This is a genomic window from Aggregatibacter kilianii, assembly GCF_003129965.1.
In the GTDB taxonomy this organism is placed as follows: Bacteria; Pseudomonadota; Gammaproteobacteria; order Enterobacterales; family Pasteurellaceae; genus Aggregatibacter; species Aggregatibacter kilianii_A.
On record NZ_NRCJ01000019.1, the window covers coordinates 1 to 21,147 of the forward strand.

Sequence of the window (21,147 nt, forward strand, 5' to 3'; positions counted from 1 at the left end):
GCGGTGGGCCCACCTGACTCCATACCGAACTCAGAAGTGAAACGCCGTAATGCCGATGGTAGTGTGGGGTATCCCCATGTGAGAGTAGGTCACCGCCAAGCCTAATTGAAAAGCAACCCCTGATGTGGAAACACGTCGGGGGTTTTTGGTTTTTTAGGCATAGGGTTTTTAGATTAAATAAAAGGTATGATAAACAGCGTAAAAATAAGGACAACACGTAAGAAAAAACCGCACTTAAGTGAATAAAAGTGCGGTCCGTTTTTAAGATGTTTTATTCTTTTCTAACCCAGTACGTTTTCCCGGCAAAGACCAATTTGTTAGAGGAATGTTTAATTTCGGTGAGATAAATCTCCCAAATATCATTGCTCATTAATTTGGCTAAAGGTTGTTTCTTGACATATAAACTCATTGCTTGTTTACGTTCATCTTTACTTTCTAACAAATGGGCTATGCCGGAAAACTGAACACCTTCCATCTCAGTAACTTTTTTCGTTTGTTCTACGATGGTGCCGACAACATGAGCGTTTTGTAACATTATTTGCCCGTGTCTTGTTGATGTCTTGGTCATGATAATCAAGCGAACTTGCTCTTCGTCAAAAGCGTAAAAACAATTTGCCGCCCAAAAGTCATCTTGGCTATGCGCACTAATACTTACAATAGATTTCTCTTTCAGGCATTCTCTTATTTGTTTTGGTAAAGGATTCATACTGGAATTCCGGTAGTTGAAAAAGAAAATAGTATAGTGTTTTAGTCGGGTAAATGGAATTAAAATTTAGATTTGTGAAGTGGTGGAAGGATAAAAACGCTTAAATTTTTGACCGCACTTTATTATAGAAATACTCATCTTCCCAAGAGGCATGATCTAAAATTTTACCGAAGTGACTTTCAACGAGGCGTTTGGTGACATCGGTTTTAGGCGAGGTAAATAGTGAATGCGTGCTACCGTATTCAATCATCTTCCCATCTTCCATTACTAGAACATCATCGGCAACGTGTTTGATAATGCCAAGATTTTGTCCGACATAAATATAAGCCAACTTTAATTTTTCCTGCAGTTCTAGCATTAGATTGGTTAACTGTGTTTTGACCGTGGCGTCCAATGAGCCGAGCGCATCGTCAATAATGATCACTTCGGGATTCAAAATCAAGGCGCGGGCAAGGGCAATACGCTGTTTTTGGCTAACGGAAAGAGTATTTATTTTTATATTGGTATGTTCAGGGTGCATTCCTACAAGTTTTAAAATATCAAAAATTTTCTGATTGCGTTGTTGCTCATTAAATTGTGTTGTAAGAAGTAGAGGTGCGTCCAGCACTTGTCCTACATTTAAGCGAGGATTAAAGGCTGTATTCGGATCTTGGAATACCATGCGAATATGTTTGGCACGATAATGATAGTCGCCGAATGTGAGAGGATTGTCCTTAAACAAAATTCTGCCTGAGGTAGGTTTGGTTATACCAACGATCATTTTAGCCAAGGTTGATTTTCCTGAACCGTTTCGCCCGATAATTGCCATGGTTTTCCCGGATTCAAGGCTAAAACTGATTTGTTCCACTGCATGAAAATGCCCGGTACTAAAAACGCCGAAACTGTCTTTAAAGGATTTCGTTAAATCTTCTACTTGTAATAACGGCATGCTTTATTCCTGTTTATCTGTGCTTAGCGTGAGCGGTTGAATCAGCTCTTTTTCTTTAATTTTCTTTTCCCGCAGATTTATTGGGAAATGACAGTAAAACTCGTGCTGTTTAACACGAAGTGCGGTCGGTTTTACAATACATTTCTTTTGTGCAAATGGGCAACGCGGTCCAAGGCGACAGCCAATCGGCATGTGTTCCAGTAAGGGAACTGAACCTTTCAATGTGCCTAAATAACCTTTGAACGGTAGCGGTTGGGTAAAATCCGGGATGGAATGCAACAGCGCTTGGGTATAAGGATGATGCGGGTTTTCCAGAATATTTTCTTTTGGACCCGATTCTGCATTTTGTCCGCAGTAGAGCACAATGAACGAATCGCACCATTCGCTGATACTGTTAATATCATTGCTGGCAAGTAAAATCGATGTTCCCTGATTTTGGTTCATGCTGGAAAGCAAACGGAATATTTGCACCCTTGTAATGGACTCTACGGAGTTCGCGGGTTCATCAGCGATAAGCAGGCGCGGTTGGTTTGCTACGGCGATGGCAACCATCACTTTTTGTCCTTCCCCCTCCGTCAGTTCATGGGGATAGCTACGCATGATGTCTTTATGCTCTTTGATACCTACACGATGTAACAATTCAATTGCACGACGTTTTTTCCAATTCAATAAACGTTGCCACCAGTGACCTTTAAACGTCCAGTTCGGAATGCTTTCAATCAGTTGTTTACCGATTTTCTGGCTCGGATCAAGGCAAGTGAGCGGATCCTGAAATACCATGGAAATTTCTTTACCGACAATTTTTCGCCGTTGCGTCGGCGTCAGCTTGAGCAATTCAATGTCATTAAAACGAAAGCGATCTGCACTGACAATCCAGGAATCTTTGAAGGCATTGCAAATCACTTTGGCGATTAAACTTTTACCGGAGCCGGATTCCCCCACTAAGCCGCAAATTTCCCCTTCGTTTAAGGTTAAACTCACGTTATCGACGATGCGAATAAGCCCCGCCGGGGTTTTGATATCAATGCGTAAGTTGCGAATATCCAATAAAGCCATTTCTTACCTACTCATAATATTTATCAATGGCTTTGCAGAGCCCGTTGGTGAAAATTAAGCTGATCAAGACGCTGATGATAATTGCCAACCCGGGCAAGATGACCGTCCAAGGGGCGAGGTAAATCAGTTCTAACGAATCTTTAATCATGGCACCCCATTCCGGTGCGGGACGTTGCGCCCCCAAGGCGATAAAACTTAAGGCACTGATGTCAAGAATGGCGATGTTAAAGGCGCGGGATATTTCCTGAATATAGCGGGTAGCGATGTTCGGCAAAATAGTCTCTTTTAATAAAAGCCAATTTGAAATACCGTCCAAACGCAACATAAGAACGTATTCCTTCTTTAATTCCTGCTGAATGCTAAGGTAAATCTCGTGTACAAAATAAGGCAGCAGTGCGAGGCTGATTGCTAACATGGCGTTAATCAGGCTTGGTTCCATTAACGTGGTAATAATAATCGCCACCAAAAGCACGGGAATGGTCAAAAATGCATCGAGAAAATGCCCTAGAACCCGAGATTTAACGCCTTGCGACATTCCCGCTAAAATACCTAAACTACCGCCAATCAGTGCGGTAATCATAGCAACAATAATTGCCGCACCGACGGTATAGCTGGTGCCGATAAGTATGCGGCTAAACACATCACGCCCGATATCATCGGTGCCGAAGAAGTAAGCGATTTGCCCTTCACCTGCCCAAGAAGGCGGGGTTAGCTCCTTGCCGACAAATTGCATTTCGCTTGGATAGGGCGCAAGCAGCGGGCTAAAAAGTGCGGTCAAAATTAACAGCAAAAATGCATAGAAGCTGAATAAGGCGACGCGATCTTGGCGAAATAATTGCCAAATATGGGCTAATGTTGTCGTTTCGCGAAAATTTTCCGGTTCTCTATCTTGCATACCAACCCTTCTTGTTTAACGGATCCAAAATGAAGATTAGGCTTTCGGATAATAATTTAACGAAAATAATGCAAATACCGATGGTAATAATACCTGCCGAAATGGCGTTATAATCCTGCTGAGTGACCGCATCAATCAGCCAGCGACCGATGCCCGGCCAACTGAGCGTGTTTTCAACCAACATACATTGCGTTATCACTAGCGTAAATAAACGGGTCATTTGCGGAATCAGTAGCGGCAAGGTGTTGCGTAAAACGTATTTATGCAACACTTTAAATTTTGACCAGCCTCGGGTTGAAGCGACTTTCACATAATTTTGCGCAAAAACGTATTCCGCCCGTTGTTGGATTAAACGCACGATTTCCATTGTCGGCAGGATCGTCAAAACCAGCGTAGGCAATGCCAAATGCTGCAACACGTTTTGAATGATTTTGAGGCGATAAGGCGCATCGACAAACCATACGTCAATGATTGGAAACCCCGTTATCGGCTTAATTTCATACAATAAATTATATTGTCCGATAGCGGCGATTTCCCAGTTATTAATCGCCGAAGCATACAATAAAATCGGTGCAATCCAGAACACCGGCATGGCTAAGCCCATGGAGGACAAAGTGCGGGTGATTTTCCCGATGAAATGTGTTTGATAAATCGCCCCTAATAAACCGAGCGGAATCCCGAATAATACTGCCAATAAAATGGCACAAAAACATAATTCAAGAGTCGGCGGTAAAACGGTAAAAATCGTTGATTTTAGCAACTGTCCGCCGTTATAACTGACGCCCAAATCACCACGCATCAAGTTCGCCAAATAATTAAAGTAACCATTGTAAAAGTGCGGTGTTGCCAGCTCGGCATTTAATGGCTCCTGCATTAAAATAACATAGCTGATTAATGTCAGAATAACGGATGTCAGCACGAGAAAAACACATTGTCGAATCAGTGAATTAAACATTATTTGTGTCCTTTTCGTAGGGATAAGGTTGAAAAGTTAAGACTACCGAAAGGGCTCATATCAATATTTTGAACTCTTGATCCGGCAACCAACACCCGTTTCACATTGGCAATCGGGATAATCGGAAGCTCCGATAAAATCAATTCCTGCGCTTGGTTATACGCAGCGGAACGTATGCGCTGATTTGAGGTGTCTAACGCCTCATCCATAATTTGATCAAATTTTTCGCTGCACCAGTTGGATAAATTGGTAATTTCGTTTGACGTGCTGCAACTTAAAATCGGGCGCATAAAACTGTCCGGATCCAAGTTTCCCCCAAGCCAGCCGGTTAGAATCATGTCGTAATCTTCGGATTTTTTATGTAACTGCTCAATTAAAAAGGTACGTGTTACCGAACGGATATTGACTTCAACGCCCGCTTTGGCTAAATCCGCCTTAATAAGCTCCGCCGTTTTTAACGGTGCGGGATTATAGACCTGCTCTTCATTAATCACCCACATACTCAAGTTTAAACGCTTATCCTGCAATATTTTTTTTGCCTGTTGCGGGCTGTAATCATAAGCAAAGTCAGGGGTATTCACACTGGACGCCCAAGAAATATTCGGAATGATATTATTCGCCACCGTGGCGGTATTGTGATAAATGGTTCGGATAATTCTTTGACGATCAATCGCTTGCGCAATGGCACGGCGCAAATGTGCATCCTGCATTGCGGTTTTTTGGAAATTAAACGCCAAGTAAGCCAAATTCATGCCTTCAACGCTTTTGATATAATAACGCTCGTCATTTTCCCGCAATAAACCTAACTGACTTACTTCCGGATAAGACGCAATCTGGCATTCACCATTAAAGAACTTAATTAAGCGACCGGTACGATCGGTGGATAAATCGATAATAATGTCATTGATTTTAGCGTCTTTTTTCCAATAATCTTTGTTTTTTTCCAACCGCACATATTGATTGCGGAAATAATTTTTCACCTTATAAGGACCTGTTCCCACCGGCAACGTATCCAGCTGCACTAAATTATCGTCTGCATTGAGCTGTACCGCATATTCCTGCGAGAAAATAATGGCGTATTGGCTTGCCAAATGAGACAAAATAGAGGCGTCCGGCTTGAATAAAGTGATTTCTACCGTATGCGGATTCAGGGCTTTCACTGACTCGATTTTCTGATTCAGTTTAATGCTTTCAAAATAAGGGAAGCGCACCTTCTTCGCCTGCTCATGGAAAATGCGGTATTGCGGATTTTTATAGCTAACGGAGGTTTGTTCCAACGTCGGCAAATAGGTTTCATAGCCCAATACGCGATTTAGCGAAAAAACCACATCATCGGCATTAAAATCGCGGGTCGGTTTAAACCAATCGGTGTGATGAAATTTAATGCCGCGGCGTAAATGAATGGTAATCACCTTGCCGTCAGGCGAAAGAGAGTAGGACTGCGCCAGCACCGGCGTCGGCACCGCACTGGTGTTGGAAATGTCAAAAAGTTTATTATAAATCTGCTCGGTTACCACATTCATGCTGGTGCCCGCATCGGCGGTTTGCGGATTAAAAGAGAAGCCGGAAGCATTGGTGCAGTAAATTAACCCGTTGTCCGTCAGTTCTTCCGGCACACGCGGCGCCGCCATTGCGGAATTCACCACAAAAGTGAGCAAATAAAACGACGTAAAAAATTTTTTATTCAACATAACAAACGGATTCGAGTTCTAAAAAACGAATGTCAAATTGTAAGATATATTCCATGGATATTCTAGCGAATATGCCGGTTCTCGACATTTGTCGTAGAAATTCCTCACAAATCACGGAGTGATCTATTCTTTTTAAAGTTGCAGGCAAACCAATCTTCAAAAATGTTGTTTTATATGACCGCACTTTTCCTTCTATTTTTGTTAACTTAAGCGTACCTTCATTTTTTCGGTATAATATGCCGCAATATTGACTTCATTTGTGCTAATACGAAGAACGGAAGCTATGCTAAATCATCTGCAAAAAGAATTAAACGAACTGGTTAATCGCGGGTTAGATCGCACCTTACGGATTGCCGTGACAGGGCTGAGTAGAAGCGGGAAAACGGCATTTATTACAAGTTTGATTAATCAGTTGTTACATATTAACCGCGTGGATAACAGCCATCTTCCGTTATTTGACGGGGCGCGTCGGCATGGCATTATTGCGGTAAAACGCATTCCTCAAACGGATTTATCCGTTCCCCGTTTTGATTATGAAGGCAACCTCAATATGCTTTCACAACAGCCGCCTGTTTGGCCGCAATCTACTAAAGGCGTGAGTGAAACCCGCCTTGCAATTCGTTATCAACGCAGTTCGGGTCTGCTGCGTCATATCAAGGAAAAAGGCACACTATATCTGGACATTTTTGATTACCCCGGCGAATGGCTGTTGGATTTGCCTTTGCTGGATTTGGATTTTCAGCAATGGTCGCAGGAGTTGCAACGACAACTCAACGGGACACATCGAAAACTGGCGCAAAATTGGCTGGAAAAGGCAAAAAATATGCCGTTAACGGCGCCTGCGGATGAAGATGTGCTGGCGCAACTTGCCAAAGATTACACCGATTATTTGTGGCAATGTAAAAAGCACGGTTTGCATTTTATCCAACCGGGGCGATTTGTGTTACCCGGTGAGCTGGAAGGCGCGCCGGCATTGCAATTCTTCCCTTTATTGCATTTAACCGAGTCACAATGGCAACAATTAAAAAAAGAAGCGAAAGAAAACAGTTATTTTGCCGTGCTACAAAAACGCTACGATTATTATCGACGGCACATTGTGAAAGATTTCTATCAGCATTATTTTTCCACTTTCGATCGGCAGGTAATTTTGGCGGATTGCTTAACGCCGCTTAATCATAGCCGCGAAGCCTTTGAAGATATGCAATTGGCGTTACATCAGCTATTCCGTAATTTTCATTACGGCAAACGCAGTTTCCTCAACCGCCTTTTTTCGCCGAAAATCGATAAATTGATGTTTATCGCCACCAAAGCGGATCATATCACCACCGATCAGTTTGCCAATTTGGTTAGTCTGATGCGCCAGTTGGTGCAGGAAGGCGGGCGTTATGTGGAGTTTGCCGACATCGTCACCGATTACACCGCCATTGCTGCCATTCGGGCGACGCAGCAAGTGCTGGTGAATCAAAATGGACGCCAATTTAAAGCCATTCAGGGGGTACGTAGCAGCGATCAGCAAAAAGTGACTCTTTATCCCGGCAGTGTGCCAAGTAAATTGCCGAATGCGGATTTCTGGCAAAGCCGAAAATTTGAGTTCGATCAGTTTGAACCGCGCCGTTTAGAACAGGGCGAAAACATACCGCACTTACGAATGGATGCGGTGTTGCAGTTTTTGTTGGGCGATAAGTTATAGCAGGAGTGAACGGAATGGAGAAGAGGATTTTCAATCAACAGGAGAATGTTGAACAGCAGGAAGTCTTTATTGCCAAGCAGGAATTTCGTGAAGAACAGGCTATGCCGGATACGGAAGCAGACAACGAGGCGTTGGAAGGCGAAGTGTTTGAGCAGCAATTTGAACAAAGCGTTCAGCCTCAACCCCGTTGGTGGAAACGGGGGCTCATCAGTACGGCACTGTTATTTTTTACGGCGACCGTGGCGCAATCCGTGCAATGGCTGGTGGATGCTTGGCAGCAAAATCAATGGATCTATTTCGCCTTTTCTTTGGTGTTATGTTTAGCCGTATTACTCGGCATTTCGGCAATGATCGCTGAATGGCGACGCTTGGTGCAGTTGCGCAAACGGGGTGAAATGCAACATCAAAGTCGTGAATTGCTAAAAAGTGCGGTCGGTTTTCACGGTGAATTTTCAACGGCAAGCCACCAACAAGCTGTCGAATTATGCGAACAAATGGGTAAGCTCATGAAACTTGAAACGCAGCAGAGCGGCTTGAGCCAATGGCGTCAACAAATGAATGAATCCTATTCGGCGCCTGAAGTGTTGCATTTGTTCAGCCAAAACGTATTGCAGCCTTTTGATAAACAAGCAAAAAAATTAATCAATAAAGCTACCACCGAATCGGCGGCGTTGGTGGCGATCAGTCCGTTAGCATTGGCGGATATGTTTTTTATCGCTTGGCGCAATATTCGTCTAGTGAACCAAATCGCTCGCCTTTATGGCATTGAGCTGGGCTATGTCAGCCGTCTTCGGTTGTTGCGCATGGTGTTGGTGAATATGGCGTTTGCCGGCGCCACGGAATTGATTCAGGATCTTGGCGTCAACTGGCTTTCACAAGATCTTACCGCCAAACTTTCCGCCCGTGCGGCACAAGGTATCGGCGTCGGTTTGTTGACCGCCCGTTTAGGCATTAAAGCCATGGAGTTTTGCCGTCCGTTGGCATTTCAAACCGATGAAAAGCCGCGTTTGTCTCATATTCACAAAGAGTTACTCAGCCATCTAGGTTCAAGCATTTTTGATAACCTGAAGGTGAAACAGAAAGACAAAGTGTAAACTGTAAATAAAAGTTGCCAAAATAATTGGCGATTTTGGGTTGTAACGGTATTATTATGCTGTTACCCACGTAATCCACTTTTTTATGAGGCTTTCATGACCACTTCCCCGAATACCGATCCTTTTGCGCATATTGTTAGCAAAAATCCGCGAATGCAGGAGATTATCGCAAAGGCGAAAAAATTTGCTTTGTTGGACGCGCCATTGCTCATTTAAGGCGAAACGGGTACAGGAAAAGATGTAATAGCCAAAGCCTGTCATGATTTCAGTACGCGCCGACACAAAGAATTTCTTGCGGTAAATTGCGCCGGCATTCCGGGAGAAGATGCGGAAACGGAAATGTTCGGACGGCGCAATAAAGACGGCGAATTTATCGGTTTTTTTGAATATGCCGATGGCGGCACGGTGTTGCTGGATGGGGTGGAGGAGTTGCCGCTGACCTTGCAGGCGAAGCTTTTGCGCTTTTTGAGTGACGGCACCTTTCGTCGCGTTGGCGAGGAAGAAGAACATTACGCCGATGTGCGCGTGATTTGCACCACGCAACAGCCGCTACAACATTATGTGGAACAAGGCAAAATGCGTAGCGATTTGTTTCATCGGTTAAATGTGTTGACGCTGAACTTGCCTTTGTTGCGCGAACGTGCGGAAGACATTGAGCCGCTGACCCGTCAGTTTATCGGCGAAATCAGTGAAAAACTCGGGATTTTTGCACCGCACTTTGATGCCGACTTTTTACGTTATCTACAACAATATCCTTGGTTCGGCAACATTCGAGAGCTTTATAATGCGCTGTATCGCGCGGTTTCCCTTGCCAAAGAAAATCACTTGCGGATTGACGATTTGGGTTTGGAACCGCCGATGGCTACAGAACAGAAGATTGATGACTTTGTCATGGAAGGCGCAACTTTGGAAGAAATCGTTGGGCGATTTGAAGCGGCGGTGTTAGCCAAGTTTTATGCGCAATATCCCAGCTCGCGAAAACTTGCCGCCCGTTTAGGCGTGTCTCATACGGCGATCGCCAATAAATTGCGCCAGTATGGCATCGGTAAATCCTAGTCTTCTTCCGGCTGAATCGGGTTGAACGCCGCAAGTGTAGCAAAGCGTTTCATGAGTTTCAGCCATTCAACTTTTTCAATGCGGATGTTGAGCAAGAACTCGCCAAGTTCATTGATTTCTTCCTTTTCCACACAATTCAGCTCATACAACGCATGGCGGATTTTGCCTTCCGACGGCGACAAACGAATCGGTAATTGAAGAATCTGTTCCGTTAAACGAGCCCGAATGGCGTCCAGTAAAAACGCAAGCCCCTCGGCAGAATTAGCGGAAATATAGACCGCACTTGGTTGCTGCTTTTCGTCGTATTCAATATGCGGTTTGACGTTTTCCAGTTGATCGATTTTGTTATAAACCAAGAGTCTCGGCACATCCTGCGCACCGATTTCTTCCAGCACCTGATTTACCGCTTCAATATTTTCCAACTTGCGCGTATCGGCGCAGTCAATGACATGAAGTAAGAGTGAGGCTTCAGTGGTTTCCTGCAAGGTGGATTTGAAGGCAGAAATTAAATCGTGAGGCAAATCTCGCAGAAAGCCCACGGTGTCCGCTAAGATGGTCGTGCCTACATCTTTTAAATGCAGTCGGCGCAATGTGGGATCTAAGGTGGCGAAGAGTTGATCCGCCGCGTACACATTAGCGTCGGTGAGCAAATTGAACAGCGTGGATTTGCCCGCGTTGGTGTAACCCACCAGAGAAATGGTCGGAATATCGGCTTTTTGGCGGGTTTGGCGATTTTGATTGCGTTGCTTGGTGACTTTCTCCAAGCGACTTTGCAACTGGCTAATGCGCACTTTAATTAAGCGACGATCGGTTTCCAGCTGCGTTTCACCGGGACCGCGCAGACCCACCGCACCTTTTTGCTGATCCAAGCCGGTTTTACGGCGCACCAAGCGTGTGGCGAGATGTTTTAGCTGTGCCAGTTCCACTTGCAATTTGCCTTCGTGAGAACGGGCGCGCTGCGCAAAAATATCTAAAATTAGACCGTTGCGATCCACGACACGACAATCACATAAACTTTCCAGATTGCGGGCTTGTGCGGGCGTTAGGCTGTGGTTGACTAAAATTAAATCAGCTTGATATTGCTTCACGGCATCGGCGATTTCTTCCGCCTTGCCCTGTCCCACAAAATACTTGGCTTGCGGTGAACTGCGGCTGGTGGTGATGACCGTTAAAATATGCGCTTGGGCAGATTTGGCGAGCAGTTGAAATTCGTTTAAATCGTCCAAATTTTTCTGCGAATCAAAAAAACAATGCACCACAATGGCATTGTTCAAGGCGCGATTTTCGTTTATCGGGGGATTTTCAGACACAAAAAGTGCGGTGGAAATTTCCGAAGAATCCACCGCACTTTGAGTTACATTATCGGGTAAATTGTTCAATATTTTCAGCTTAATTATTCGGATTGCGCTTCAATATTGTTTTCGGCAGAAGGTGTTTCTTGCTGTTGCGCTTGATGTTGCTGCTGTTGGTTCGCATTGTGATGCGCCACGGAGCGAGCAGGTACAACAGTAGAAATTGCGTGTTTATAAACCATTTGATTAACTGTGTTTTTCAGGAGAATCACAAATTGATCGAATGATTCGATTTGCCCTTGTAATTTGATGCCGTTTACTAAATAAATTGAAACAGGAATGCGTTCACGACGTAATGCGTTCAAGTAAGGATCTTGTAAAGATTGTCCTTTTGCCATTTTTTCTTTCCTTCTATTTTCTACAAAATTTTATTAATTAAAAACAATACAGCTAAGCTGTACGGCCTCCGAGATTCAATATAACAACAATCGTACAGAAAGTCACTAGGCGCAGTCTGTGTTTTATGCTTTATTTGAAAGTGAAATCAGCACCGTTTCAAGTGCTTGTGCAGGTTGTAAACTGTCCAGCCATTGAATCGGTGATTTCCAACCACGTAGCCAAGTTATCTGGCGTTTCGCTAATTGGCGGGTGGCGCAGATACCACGAAAAACCATTTCATCATGACCATAGTCACCCCGCAAATATTCCCACATTTGCCGATACCCCACACAGCGAATAGAGGGCAAATTCTCGTGCAAATCAGCGCGTTGGTACAATTTTTCGACCTCTTGTTGAAAGCCAAGTTCAATCATTTTATGAAAACGTTGTTCAATGCGTTGATGTAGCACATTGCGTTGTTCCGGTGCGATGGCAAATTGCAGAATGTCATAAGGCAAGGCGTCGCCTTTTTGTTCGGTTAATTCCGTTAAGGTCTTACCTGTTAAATAGAATACTTCTAACGCGCGGTTAATGCGCTGTGAATCGTTCGGATTAATGCGTTGCGCGGAAATCGGGTCGATTTTGCCGAGCGCCTGATGTAACTCCGCCCAGCCGACAACGGCTGCTTTTGCTTCAATTTCCGACCGCACTTTTTCATCGGCGGACGGTAAGGGGGATAATCCTTCCAATAAGGCTTTGTAATACAACATCGTGCCGCCCACCAAGAGTGGAATTTTGCCTTGTGCATGAATATCCTGCATTTCACGCAATGCATCAGCACGGAAATTGGCGGCGGAATAACTTTCCGCCGGATCGCAAATATCAATTAAACGGTGGGGCGCCAGTGCTAATTCGGCTTTTGACGGTTTTGCCGTGCCGATGTCCATGCCTCGATAAATCAGGGCGGAATCTACGCTAATGACTTCCACCGGCAGGTGTTGGCGTAACTGAATCGCCAAATCCGTTTTTCCGGAAGCGGTGGGGCCCATTAAAAAAATCGCCAAAGGTTTGTGTTCGGAATATTGCATAGTTAGCGGGCTGATTGCGTTAATTGGGTTAAATAAGGCTGCCAATCGATTTCTACAAGCAAGTCCGAAAGCCGAATTTGTTGTTTCGCCAATAATTGTTCCGTCTCGGTCAATAAATTGACCCCGTCGGCAAGTACGCTGATGGGGGACGATGCTAATGGCGCTAAAAGTGCGGTCAAAAAATCGGGTAAATTTTCAACCGGCTGATTTAACGGTGAAATAATCAATTGCTGTAAGTTTTGCTGACGCAAATGTGCCGATACTTTTTGCAGGGTGATTTTTCGTTGTGCTAAATCTTCTGTGAAGGCGAAACCGATTTGTTCAAAAAAAACTTTTTGCTGAAGCCATGCCTGCCATTGTGTTTCAGATAAACGGAAAATAATCGGAATTAACAAGGGCTGAGATGTCGGCGCCAAGGTTAGATTCAGTTCCAGTTTTAAGCGTTGCAAACGGGCTAATGACAGCAAATAAAAATGCTGTTCCTGCTGTAATAATAAAGCTTCGTTGTTGATTAACGCCAGCGCGTGCAGGAAATTAGTCTTCGGCTTACCGACTTCGGCAACGGTGGTTTGCATTGGTGGCGTCGAATCCGTCCATAAGGCCTTATAGGCATCCAGCACTTTCGGCGTGATTCGTTCGTGCGGGGCATTTTCGCCATAAAAGTGCGGTGGATTTTGGCGGTGTTTTTGCAGTTCGCTATTTCTGTTTCCGGAATAGGTGTTGGCGGAATAATTGACCGGTTGCGCAAACATATTTTGCCCCGCCGCCGCGCGGTTCGGTTTGGTCTGGCTTGAAACTTCCCACAATCCGGCAGGTTCTTCGACCTGATATTCCGTTGCTGAGGTACTCAACGGCATTTGCTCTGACACCAGCGCATTGAGAATTCCTTGGGTGATAAAATCATGTACCAAGCGGGATTGCTGGAAACGCACTTCATGTTTGGTCGGATGCACGTTCACGTCCACGTCATTCGGATTGAGATCGATAAACAACACAAATGCGGGGTATTGCTCGTTGCTTAAATATTCCGCATAAGCCTGACGAATGGCATGGGTAATGATTTTGTCACGCACCATACGCCCGTTTACATAGCAATAATTTAAATCGTTCTGCGGGCGGTGAAAGTGCGGCAATGCCACCCAGCCGGATAAATGCAGGTCGTCGTGTTTCCAGTCGATTTGTAGGGCATTTTGGATAAAATCCTCACCGCAAATGGTGGCGACGCGTTTTAATTTTTGCTCGGGCGTAACCGCACTTTTATACTGGCGGAGCACTTTTCCGTTATGCGTGAGGGTAAAGCCGATGTTAAATTTGGCTAAAGCAATACGGCGAATTACCTCATCAATGTGAGAAAACTCGGTTTTCTCGGAACGCAAAAATTTGCGTCGGGCGGGCGTGTTAAAAAATAAATTTGCTACTTCAACGGTGGTGCCCACAGGATGAGATGCCGGCTGAATGGTGGTTTCCATGTCGCGCCCTTGGGCGTAAACCTGCCAGGCTTCGCTTTGTTCGGCAGTACGGGAAGTGAGTGTTAATCGAGAGACGGAACTGATACTGGCGAGGGCTTCTCCGCGAAATCCCAGGCTTAAAATGGCTTCCAAATCGGCAAGATCGACAATTTTGCTGGTGGCGTGGCGGGCAAGAGCTAAGGCTAATTCCTCTTTGGCGATGCCGATGCCGTTGTCGCGAATGCGGATCAACCCCGCGCCACCGTTTTCAATATCGATCTGAATTTTATCGGCACCCGCGTCCAAGCTGTTTTCCACCAATTCTTTCACTACCGACGCGGGGCGTTCGACCACTTCTCCGGCGGCAATTTGGTTGGCTAATTGTGGCGATAAAATACGTATGGTCATTATTTCTTCCCGTGTTTTTCTTCAATCAGTCGAATTTTCTGTCCGCTCAACACTTTACCATTTTTTAACTGCGGGTTTAATTTCAACAACGTATTCGGCGAAAGATTGTATTCGCGCGCAATGGCATAGAGTGTTTGATCTTTTTTCACCACATGGAACGTTGGCACGGCCTGTTTCACTTCTGCCTTACCTTTTCCCGGTGATTTTTTATCGTTGCTTTTGCTGTTGTCTGCTTTTTTATCTGTTTTAGGCGATTCTTCCGCTTTGACAACCGCCGGAATTTTAATGGTTTCAGCTACCTGCAATTCTTTACGTTTTAATTTATTCAGCGTAAGAATATCGTTGGAAGAAACCTTATATTTAGCGGCAAGTTTGCTTAGGGTTTCGCCTTTTTTCACTTTATGGCGGGTTCCGCTGTCCTTTATTGGAGCCGTTTTGGTTACGCTTTTTTCGGTTTTTTCTGCGGTGTCGGTTGTGTTATTTTTGCCGTTATCTGGGATTTTAATGGTTTCGCCCACCCATAATTCTTTGCGTTTTAATTTGTTTAACGCAACGATGTCCGCTGCTTTAACATGATATTTTTCCGCCAGTTTGCCTAAGCCTTCGCCGGATTTTACTTTATGACGAATGCCGCTGTCTTTTATCTCAAGTGCGGTAGATTTTTCGGGTGTTTTTACCGTTTCAATTTTGGGTTCATCTTTATAATTTTTACGACGATATTCCACCAAACCATTATAAATGGCGTGTGCAATTTTTTTGCGATAGGCAGGTGTACTTAATTTCTGTTCTTCTTCCTGGTTGGATAAAAAGCCCGTTTCTACCAAAATAGAGGGAATGTCCGGTGAGCGCAAAACACCAAGACTTGCATGGCGCGGAGTAGGACGACTTAACGAGGCGATTTGGGAAAAATGGCGTAGCACGATACTACCCAATTCATAACCGACCCGTTGACTATGCCCAAATTGTAAATCCAACACCGTTTGATCTAAATATTTTTCATTATGGGAAGCGAGTACGCTACCTGCACCGCCTAAAAGTTCCGAACGTTTTTCATGATCTTCGAGCCATTGTCCCATTTCGTCATTGGCGCGACGATTGGACAGTACCCATACGGATGCACCGCGCAAATTCGGAGTCTCGGAAGAATCCGCATGAATGGAAACCAAATAATTGGCTTTATGTTTGCGCGCGATTTCGGAACGTTCAGGCACGGAAATGTAGTAATCGCCGTTGCGGGTTAATACCGCATGAAAACGCGGATCTTTGTCCAGCAGGGCTTTTAATTCGCGGGCGATGGAAAGGGTGACGTTTTTTTCATAAATTTTTAAATTGCGACCGATGGCACCCGGGTCTTTCCCTCCGTGCCCCGGATCAATGGCGATTGTCCATGCGTTATTGGCGAAAGCAAATGTCGCAAAGCAAAAAAGACCGTTTACAAGAAAAAATTTAAAGATATTGCCAAGTTTCATTGTGGTACATCAAGCTTGTTTAATTGTTCAATAATATGTCTGCCGGTTGGTGATTGCGCGACCAATTCAATATGACGGGCATTGTCTGCATAGGCGATATTAACCAATAAATCCGCCTTCATAAGCATTCCAGCGCCTTTCTCCGCCCATTCAATCAAACAGAGCGTGTTCGGTGCAAAATAATCACGAATACCCATGAATTCCAACTCTTCCGGATCGGTAAGACGATACAAGTCAAAATGATAAACGGTTTTGCCGCTGAATTTGTATTCTTCCACCAGTGTGTAAGTTGGGCTTTTTACTTTGCTTTGATAACCCAAAGCTTGAATCATGCCACGGCTTAAGGTGGTTTTCCCTGCACCAAGATCACCGTTCAAGTAAAGCGCAACGCCTTGCTCATTCGGAACAGCGTAAATCGCCTCAATAAGCTTTGCACCAAAAGCACACATGGCGTTTTCATCAGGAATGTATTGGCTAAATCTATCAGTCATGTTGTTTACGGTTTAAAAAAATAGTGCGGAATTGTACCGCACTTTGGGGGAATTACATAGTATGAAGTCCGGAGATTGATGATTTCTAACTTTATTATTTGGATATATATCTAAAAAGTGCGGTTAAAATTTTAAATGTTTAATAAGATAGGAAAAAGGGGTTAAATTAACCCCTTATTAACGTTAGTTAGACGATTGATTAAAGTAACCGTATTTATATTCCGTAATCATATTGCCATCGGTAATTATTTCCGGTGTTCTGCCTAATTCTGAGAAATGAATATTTTCAGAATGAATAAAAGGCTTACTAAAAATATTATTCGCTCCACTTTCCAATTCTTCTTGAGAGTTAAAAACGGGAACTTCTTTTTCCCATTTTAATTTTGATAATCCCGCAATGATTTGCTCTTTGGTCGGCGTAGTAATAGGCGTTAGTGAAGCTAATGACATATTTATATACTGGTAAGTATATGGGAACACTTCTTTGGATGTATAGTAAGCATCGTATGAACCGGTAGTATTGAAATAAATAAAGCCATTTTCATTTAAATGAGATTTTGTTAATTCTAAAAATTCTTTACTCAGCAAATTAGAGGCATAATTACGCCAGTGAAATGTGGTATTCATCAGAATAAAATCGAATTTTTTCTCCGGATTTCTGTTTAACCAACGACGACCATCATCAGTAATAAGATTAACCCGTTTATCTTGTAGAAATTTTTCCATTTCCGGATACATTCCTGCCAGTTGAGGATAGCCCGGATTTAATTCAATCACGGTCATTGATTCAAGCTCAGGCATTGAGGTTAAAACTCTTGTCCAAGAAGCCGTGCTTAAACCAATAACTAAGATGTTTTTTGCATGAGGTGCGATAATAGGCAGTAAGTAAGCTCTTTCAATACCGTTATGACTATGGTTTAAATTTGTATTTAGCATACCGTCATAAACATTACCACCAAAAACCAGTTCATCATTGTTTTTGTCTAAATAAACTTGAATGAAACCATGTTTGTTTTCAATGAGTTTTTCTAATTTTAAATAACTTCCATCATCATCTTTTTTCTGTGCTAATGCATGAATTATTTTTTCAGGCATCGTAAAGGTTACTGTTATGATAGTGGCGGTAAAAATAACGGCGATACTTTTCAACCATTTTTCCTGTATGCAGAATGCGGCTGTAATTAATGTAATAGCAATAATAACCAAGTAGGTTTGTTGCGTAGTAAAAATATCAAAGAGATAGAATCCGATTAATATAGGAGAAATTGTACAACCTAAAACATTTGAAAAATAAACATTGGAAATTGCAGCACCTGTTTTCTTTTGTTCTGCGCCTAAATGATGTACAATTGGAAATACTATGCCTCGTAATAATGCGGTAATAAATATAGATACTATAAAAATACCTAACATTTTTTCAGTAGGGAAAGTGATTATTGCTGTAATTGTTAAACAGTCAAAAATAGAAGATAGAAGAAAAGAATATCCAATATGCTGAATATTGCCTTTCCCTGATTGGCATAAGCGTTTACCAATTAAAGAACCGTAGGCAATTCCTAATAGAAATAAAGCCAATGTTAAGGCAAATATTTGAGGCAAGGTAATGCCATAAAAACTAAAAAGTCTAATCCAAATGACTTCTAATCCTAAGCTTAGAAAACCGCTTAAGAAGGATAATATGATTGCTTTTTTAGTTATTGTCATAATTCATTCCTTTTTTTCCATATTTGAAGAAAATAATTGTAGCCACAATACAGTTAATCACTGCAGCTAAGTAAATAACTTGTGTAATCGTAAAATGGTTAAATAAAATAAAACCGGTTGCTATGCAAGCAAATGCAGCGCCTAAAGTATTTGTAAAATATAACCAACCGATATTATTTCCAATATTGTCAAAATGTTGGTTTAAATATTGTGTTAATAAAGGAAGCGTGCTTCCCATAAGAAAAGTTGGGAAAAGCAATAAAATAAAGTTAGAGAAAGCGACAGTAGCAAGAGATGAATGCAAGAATAAGTCTTGGGTTAGACTAATTAATGTTGGACTTAAGAAACCAAATGCACCGATCCCTATTTCTGTTAATGCAAACAATAAAATGATATGTCTAGGGAATTTATCCGCAATGCGTCCACCAAAATAGGCACCTATGCCTAAACCTGCCATAAAGACAGCGATGATGACGGTAATTGATTCTAAATCTACGCCAAAGGCGGTAAATAACATTCTTTGCCATGCTATTTGATAAATAAGAGCTGCAAAACCAGACATAAAAAATACAGTTCTTACTGTTTTAGCACCATATTGATCCATTGTAATATCCTATGTAAGTTATAATTTAAAAGTTGGGTATAGTGTCGTTTTTTAACGTTTCATAAGGAATATTGTCTTTAAAATTAAAGACTTTAATATTTTTATCATCCTTATTTGAGAAAAAGTCATAATCTTTGTCTAATTCTTGCGTTTTTATTCCTAGCCATTGTGCATAACCATAGATAAAGTTAAAGGCACTTCTTTTAACATTGACGAAATTTCTTGATGTGTCATCACTGGATAGTTTAATAAAAGGTACTTCAAAGTTTTGTTTTGATTCTTCACCGAAATCTAGATCGACATCTTTTTTATTTTCTTTGTTTATATGTGATAATCCATGATCTGAAAAATAAATTAATGAATAAGTTTCATTTTGATTTTTTAATAGCGTGACAATATCTTCAATTAATTTGTCGGTTTTTAAAATACTGTTTACATAACAAGAGAGACTTTCATTAATAAATTTATACTTTCTTTCTTCTTTTGTTACACGTTGACAGAAATTACGATGAGAGCCCATTAAATGAATCACAAATAACTTTGTTTCATCCCGGTAATCTTTTTCTTTAAATCTTATTTTAAGCTCATCTAATAATTTAAAATCATCAGTGTTATTCGTAATAAATCCGCCTTTCTTCGTGAAATAATGAAAATCTGCACCAGCCCCCAGTCTGCTTGCTAAGGTGTCATATTTTCCAATACTTCCTTGATTTGATAACCAAAAAGTTTTTATGCCGGCAGCTTTTGCTAAAGTAATAATATTATAAGAATAATCTTTCTTGCCTTTATCTTTAGGTTTGAAATGTAATGTATTTAATAATGAATGATATGTTGCCGGTGCTGCAGAAATATATCCGGCATTAATATATCCATTAGTTTTATCTAAAAATGGCGTTGTAGGTAATTTAAAGCCATAAGTTGACATATAATCTCTTCTGGCACTTTCGCCAATGATTAATACATAATTTTTATATTTGGGTTGACTGGAAATAACATGCCAAGGTGGAAGAATATCTTTTGCTAACTCTAAATCTTTTTTGTCATTATAATAATCACTTACACTGTCTATGATATTTGCATAAAAAGAGATTAAATTTACCGGGCTATTTGCTAATGTCCAGCGGGAATCTATTTGATCTTTTGAAATGTAATCAAAATGATGTTTTGTCGGAATCCAAACAATGCTTAGAAGAGCAACAGCAGTTAATGTAAGTTTTAATATTTTCTGATATTTAATTTCCTTGGTAGATAAAGGTAATTTAGGAATAGCCTGTGATCTTAGTCTATATAAAATATATCCGGATAAAATAAATATGAAAGGTAGTAAAAATTGATCAAATTTCAATTTACCTAAAAATTCAAAAGATTCAGCAGGGTTGGTTTCAAAAAACGCAGCCACAACGCCGGAATTTAAGCTTCCGTAAGATAAATATATTGGTTGATAAAGCGATAATGTTACGATGACAAAAGTGATGAAAATCCAAAATATTTTTTGGTTTAGTGAAAAAATTAAATAATAGATTATATATATGGAAAATATGCCATAGTAAATACTATTTTCAGGAGAGATGATAAGTGTAATAAATGAAAAAAAGAGAAGCCAAATCCAAAAGATTCGGCTATTCAGATAACTAAGAAATTTTTTTAACATAAATCGGTTCTTAAGTATAAAATTAAGTGCAACACACAACGAAAAATAACGGCGCAAATTTTATACTCAACAGCCTCTCGGCTCAATAGCATCAAGGGCTGAACCGTGTAAAGATAAGTTAAAGATTTGTCAGTTTTTTTGATGAAAAAATACCTCAAGATCTGACCGCACTTTTTAGGTGATGGGAATTATCATCGATAAAAAAATCCCTCGCTAAAAAGCGAGGGATTGATGAATTTGGAGCGGGAAACGAGGCTCGAACTCGCGACCCCGACCTTGGCAAGGTCGTGCTCTACCAACTGAGCTATTCCCGCAGAGATTTGATGGTGAGAATGGAGCGGGAAACGAGGCTCGAACTCGCGACCCCGACCTTGGCAAGGTCGTGCTCTACCAACTGAGCTATTCCCGCAGAGATTTGATGGTGAGAATGGAGCGGGAAACGAGGCTCGAACTCGCGACCCCGACCTTGGCAAGGTCGTGCTCTACCAACTGAGCTATTCCCGCATTCACATCAAATGAATGAGATGGCATTATACGAATATT

Annotated in this window: 17 protein-coding genes, 3 tRNA genes, 1 rRNA gene and 1 pseudogene; 4 read left to right on the forward strand and 18 right to left on the reverse strand. The window is 42.0% G+C overall.

The window, feature by feature from the left end; genetic code table 11:
• Positions 1 to 101 (forward strand): 5S ribosomal RNA (rrf, locus tag DK430_RS11960); the annotation flags it as partial.
• Positions 102 to 271: 170 nt separating this feature from the next.
• Here the strand turns inward: rrf and DK430_RS11965 are convergent.
• The 6 genes from DK430_RS11965 to DK430_RS11990 form a co-directional block, all read right to left on the reverse strand.
• Positions 272 to 706, reverse strand: coding sequence for a PNPOx family protein (locus DK430_RS11965; RefSeq protein WP_109079290.1), 435 nt, complete (start codon positions 704 to 706; stop codon positions 272 to 274).
• Between the two features lie 100 nt (positions 707 to 806).
• Positions 807 to 1,634 (reverse strand): peptide ABC transporter ATP-binding protein, encoded by an 828-nt coding sequence (locus DK430_RS11970; protein ID WP_109079291.1) that lies wholly within the window; start codon positions 1,632 to 1,634, stop codon positions 807 to 809.
• A gap of 3 nt (positions 1,635 to 1,637) precedes the next feature.
• Positions 1,638 to 2,690: a peptide ABC transporter ATP-binding protein gene (locus DK430_RS11975; protein WP_109079292.1), complete on the reverse strand. Its 1,053-nt coding sequence runs from the start codon at positions 2,688 to 2,690 to the stop codon at positions 1,638 to 1,640.
• 7 nt (positions 2,691 to 2,697) lie between these two features.
• Positions 2,698 to 3,585, reverse strand: a complete 888-nt coding sequence (locus DK430_RS11980) for an ABC transporter permease subunit (protein ID WP_109079293.1) — start codon at positions 3,583 to 3,585, stop codon at positions 2,698 to 2,700.
• A complete protein-coding gene (locus DK430_RS11985; RefSeq protein ID WP_109079294.1) occupies positions 3,575 to 4,540 on the reverse strand; it encodes an ABC transporter permease in 966 nt (321 codons plus the stop codon). Before DK430_RS11985 ends, DK430_RS11980 begins: the two co-directional genes overlap by 11 nt.
• Positions 4,540 to 6,231, reverse strand: coding sequence for an ABC transporter substrate-binding protein (locus DK430_RS11990; protein WP_109079295.1), 1,692 nt, complete (start codon positions 6,229 to 6,231; stop codon positions 4,540 to 4,542). Before DK430_RS11990 ends, DK430_RS11985 begins: the two co-directional genes overlap by 1 nt.
• A gap of 283 nt (positions 6,232 to 6,514) precedes the next feature.
• Between DK430_RS11990 and DK430_RS11995 the strand changes: the two genes are divergently transcribed.
• From DK430_RS11995 to DK430_RS12005, 3 genes and pseudogenes are all read left to right on the forward strand, one after another.
• Positions 6,515 to 7,921: a YcjX family GTP-binding protein gene (locus DK430_RS11995; protein ID WP_109079296.1), complete on the forward strand. Its 1,407-nt coding sequence runs from the start codon at positions 6,515 to 6,517 to the stop codon at positions 7,919 to 7,921.
• A 14-nt stretch (positions 7,922 to 7,935) separates the two neighbouring features.
• Entirely contained in the window at positions 7,936 to 9,015 is a 1,080-nt protein-coding gene (locus DK430_RS12000; protein ID WP_109079297.1) for a TIGR01620 family protein, read from the forward strand.
• Positions 9,016 to 9,111: 96 nt separating this feature from the next.
• Positions 9,112 to 10,071, forward strand: a pseudogene (locus tag DK430_RS12005) (sigma 54-interacting transcriptional regulator).
• Here the strand turns inward: DK430_RS12005 and hflX are convergent.
• The 12 genes from hflX to DK430_RS12065 form a co-directional block, all read right to left on the reverse strand.
• The gene (gene hflX, locus DK430_RS12010; protein WP_109079298.1) at positions 10,068 to 11,450 is read right to left on the reverse strand and encodes a ribosome rescue GTPase HflX; all 1,383 of its coding nucleotides are present in this window, start codon (positions 11,448 to 11,450) and stop codon (positions 10,068 to 10,070) included. The pseudogene DK430_RS12005 and the gene hflX overlap by 4 nt on opposite strands.
• A 14-nt stretch (positions 11,451 to 11,464) precedes the next feature.
• On the reverse strand, positions 11,465 to 11,761 hold the full coding sequence (gene hfq / locus DK430_RS12015) for an RNA chaperone Hfq (RefSeq protein WP_109079299.1): 297 nt from the start codon (positions 11,759 to 11,761) through the stop codon (positions 11,465 to 11,467).
• 123 nt (positions 11,762 to 11,884) lie between these two features.
• On the reverse strand, positions 11,885 to 12,829 hold the full coding sequence (gene miaA, locus DK430_RS12020) for a tRNA (adenosine(37)-N6)-dimethylallyltransferase MiaA (protein ID WP_109079300.1): 945 nt from the start codon (positions 12,827 to 12,829) through the stop codon (positions 11,885 to 11,887).
• A 2-nt stretch (positions 12,830 to 12,831) separates the two neighbouring features.
• Positions 12,832 to 14,685: a DNA mismatch repair endonuclease MutL gene (gene mutL / locus DK430_RS12025; protein ID WP_109079301.1), complete on the reverse strand. Its 1,854-nt coding sequence runs from the start codon at positions 14,683 to 14,685 to the stop codon at positions 12,832 to 12,834.
• Positions 14,685 to 16,154, reverse strand: coding sequence for an N-acetylmuramoyl-L-alanine amidase (locus DK430_RS12030; RefSeq protein ID WP_109079302.1), 1,470 nt, complete (start codon positions 16,152 to 16,154; stop codon positions 14,685 to 14,687). The genes mutL and DK430_RS12030 overlap by 1 nt, the downstream gene beginning before the upstream one ends.
• A complete protein-coding gene (tsaE, locus tag DK430_RS12035) occupies positions 16,151 to 16,645 on the reverse strand; it encodes a tRNA (adenosine(37)-N6)-threonylcarbamoyltransferase complex ATPase subunit type 1 TsaE (RefSeq protein ID WP_109079303.1) in 495 nt (164 codons plus the stop codon). The genes DK430_RS12030 and tsaE overlap by 4 nt, the downstream gene beginning before the upstream one ends.
• Positions 16,646 to 16,828: 183 nt before the next feature.
• The gene (locus DK430_RS12040; RefSeq protein WP_109079304.1) at positions 16,829 to 18,349 is read right to left on the reverse strand and encodes a fused MFS/spermidine synthase; all 1,521 of its coding nucleotides are present in this window, start codon (positions 18,347 to 18,349) and stop codon (positions 16,829 to 16,831) included.
• A complete protein-coding gene (locus DK430_RS12045) occupies positions 18,336 to 18,953 on the reverse strand; it encodes a fused MFS/spermidine synthase (protein WP_109079305.1) in 618 nt (205 codons plus the stop codon). Before DK430_RS12045 ends, DK430_RS12040 begins: the two co-directional genes overlap by 14 nt.
• 25 nt (positions 18,954 to 18,978) lie before the next feature.
• Positions 18,979 to 20,604 (reverse strand): phosphoethanolamine transferase, encoded by a 1,626-nt coding sequence (locus DK430_RS12050; protein ID WP_109079306.1) that lies wholly within the window; start codon positions 20,602 to 20,604, stop codon positions 18,979 to 18,981.
• 238 nt (positions 20,605 to 20,842) lie between these two features.
• Positions 20,843 to 20,918 (reverse strand) — tRNA-Gly (locus tag DK430_RS12055).
• A gap of 19 nt (positions 20,919 to 20,937) precedes the next feature.
• A tRNA-Gly gene (locus DK430_RS12060) sits at positions 20,938 to 21,013 on the reverse strand.
• 19 nt (positions 21,014 to 21,032) lie between these two features.
• Positions 21,033 to 21,108: transfer RNA gene (locus DK430_RS12065), tRNA-Gly, on the reverse strand.
• Between the last annotated feature and the right edge of the window lie 39 nt (positions 21,109 to 21,147).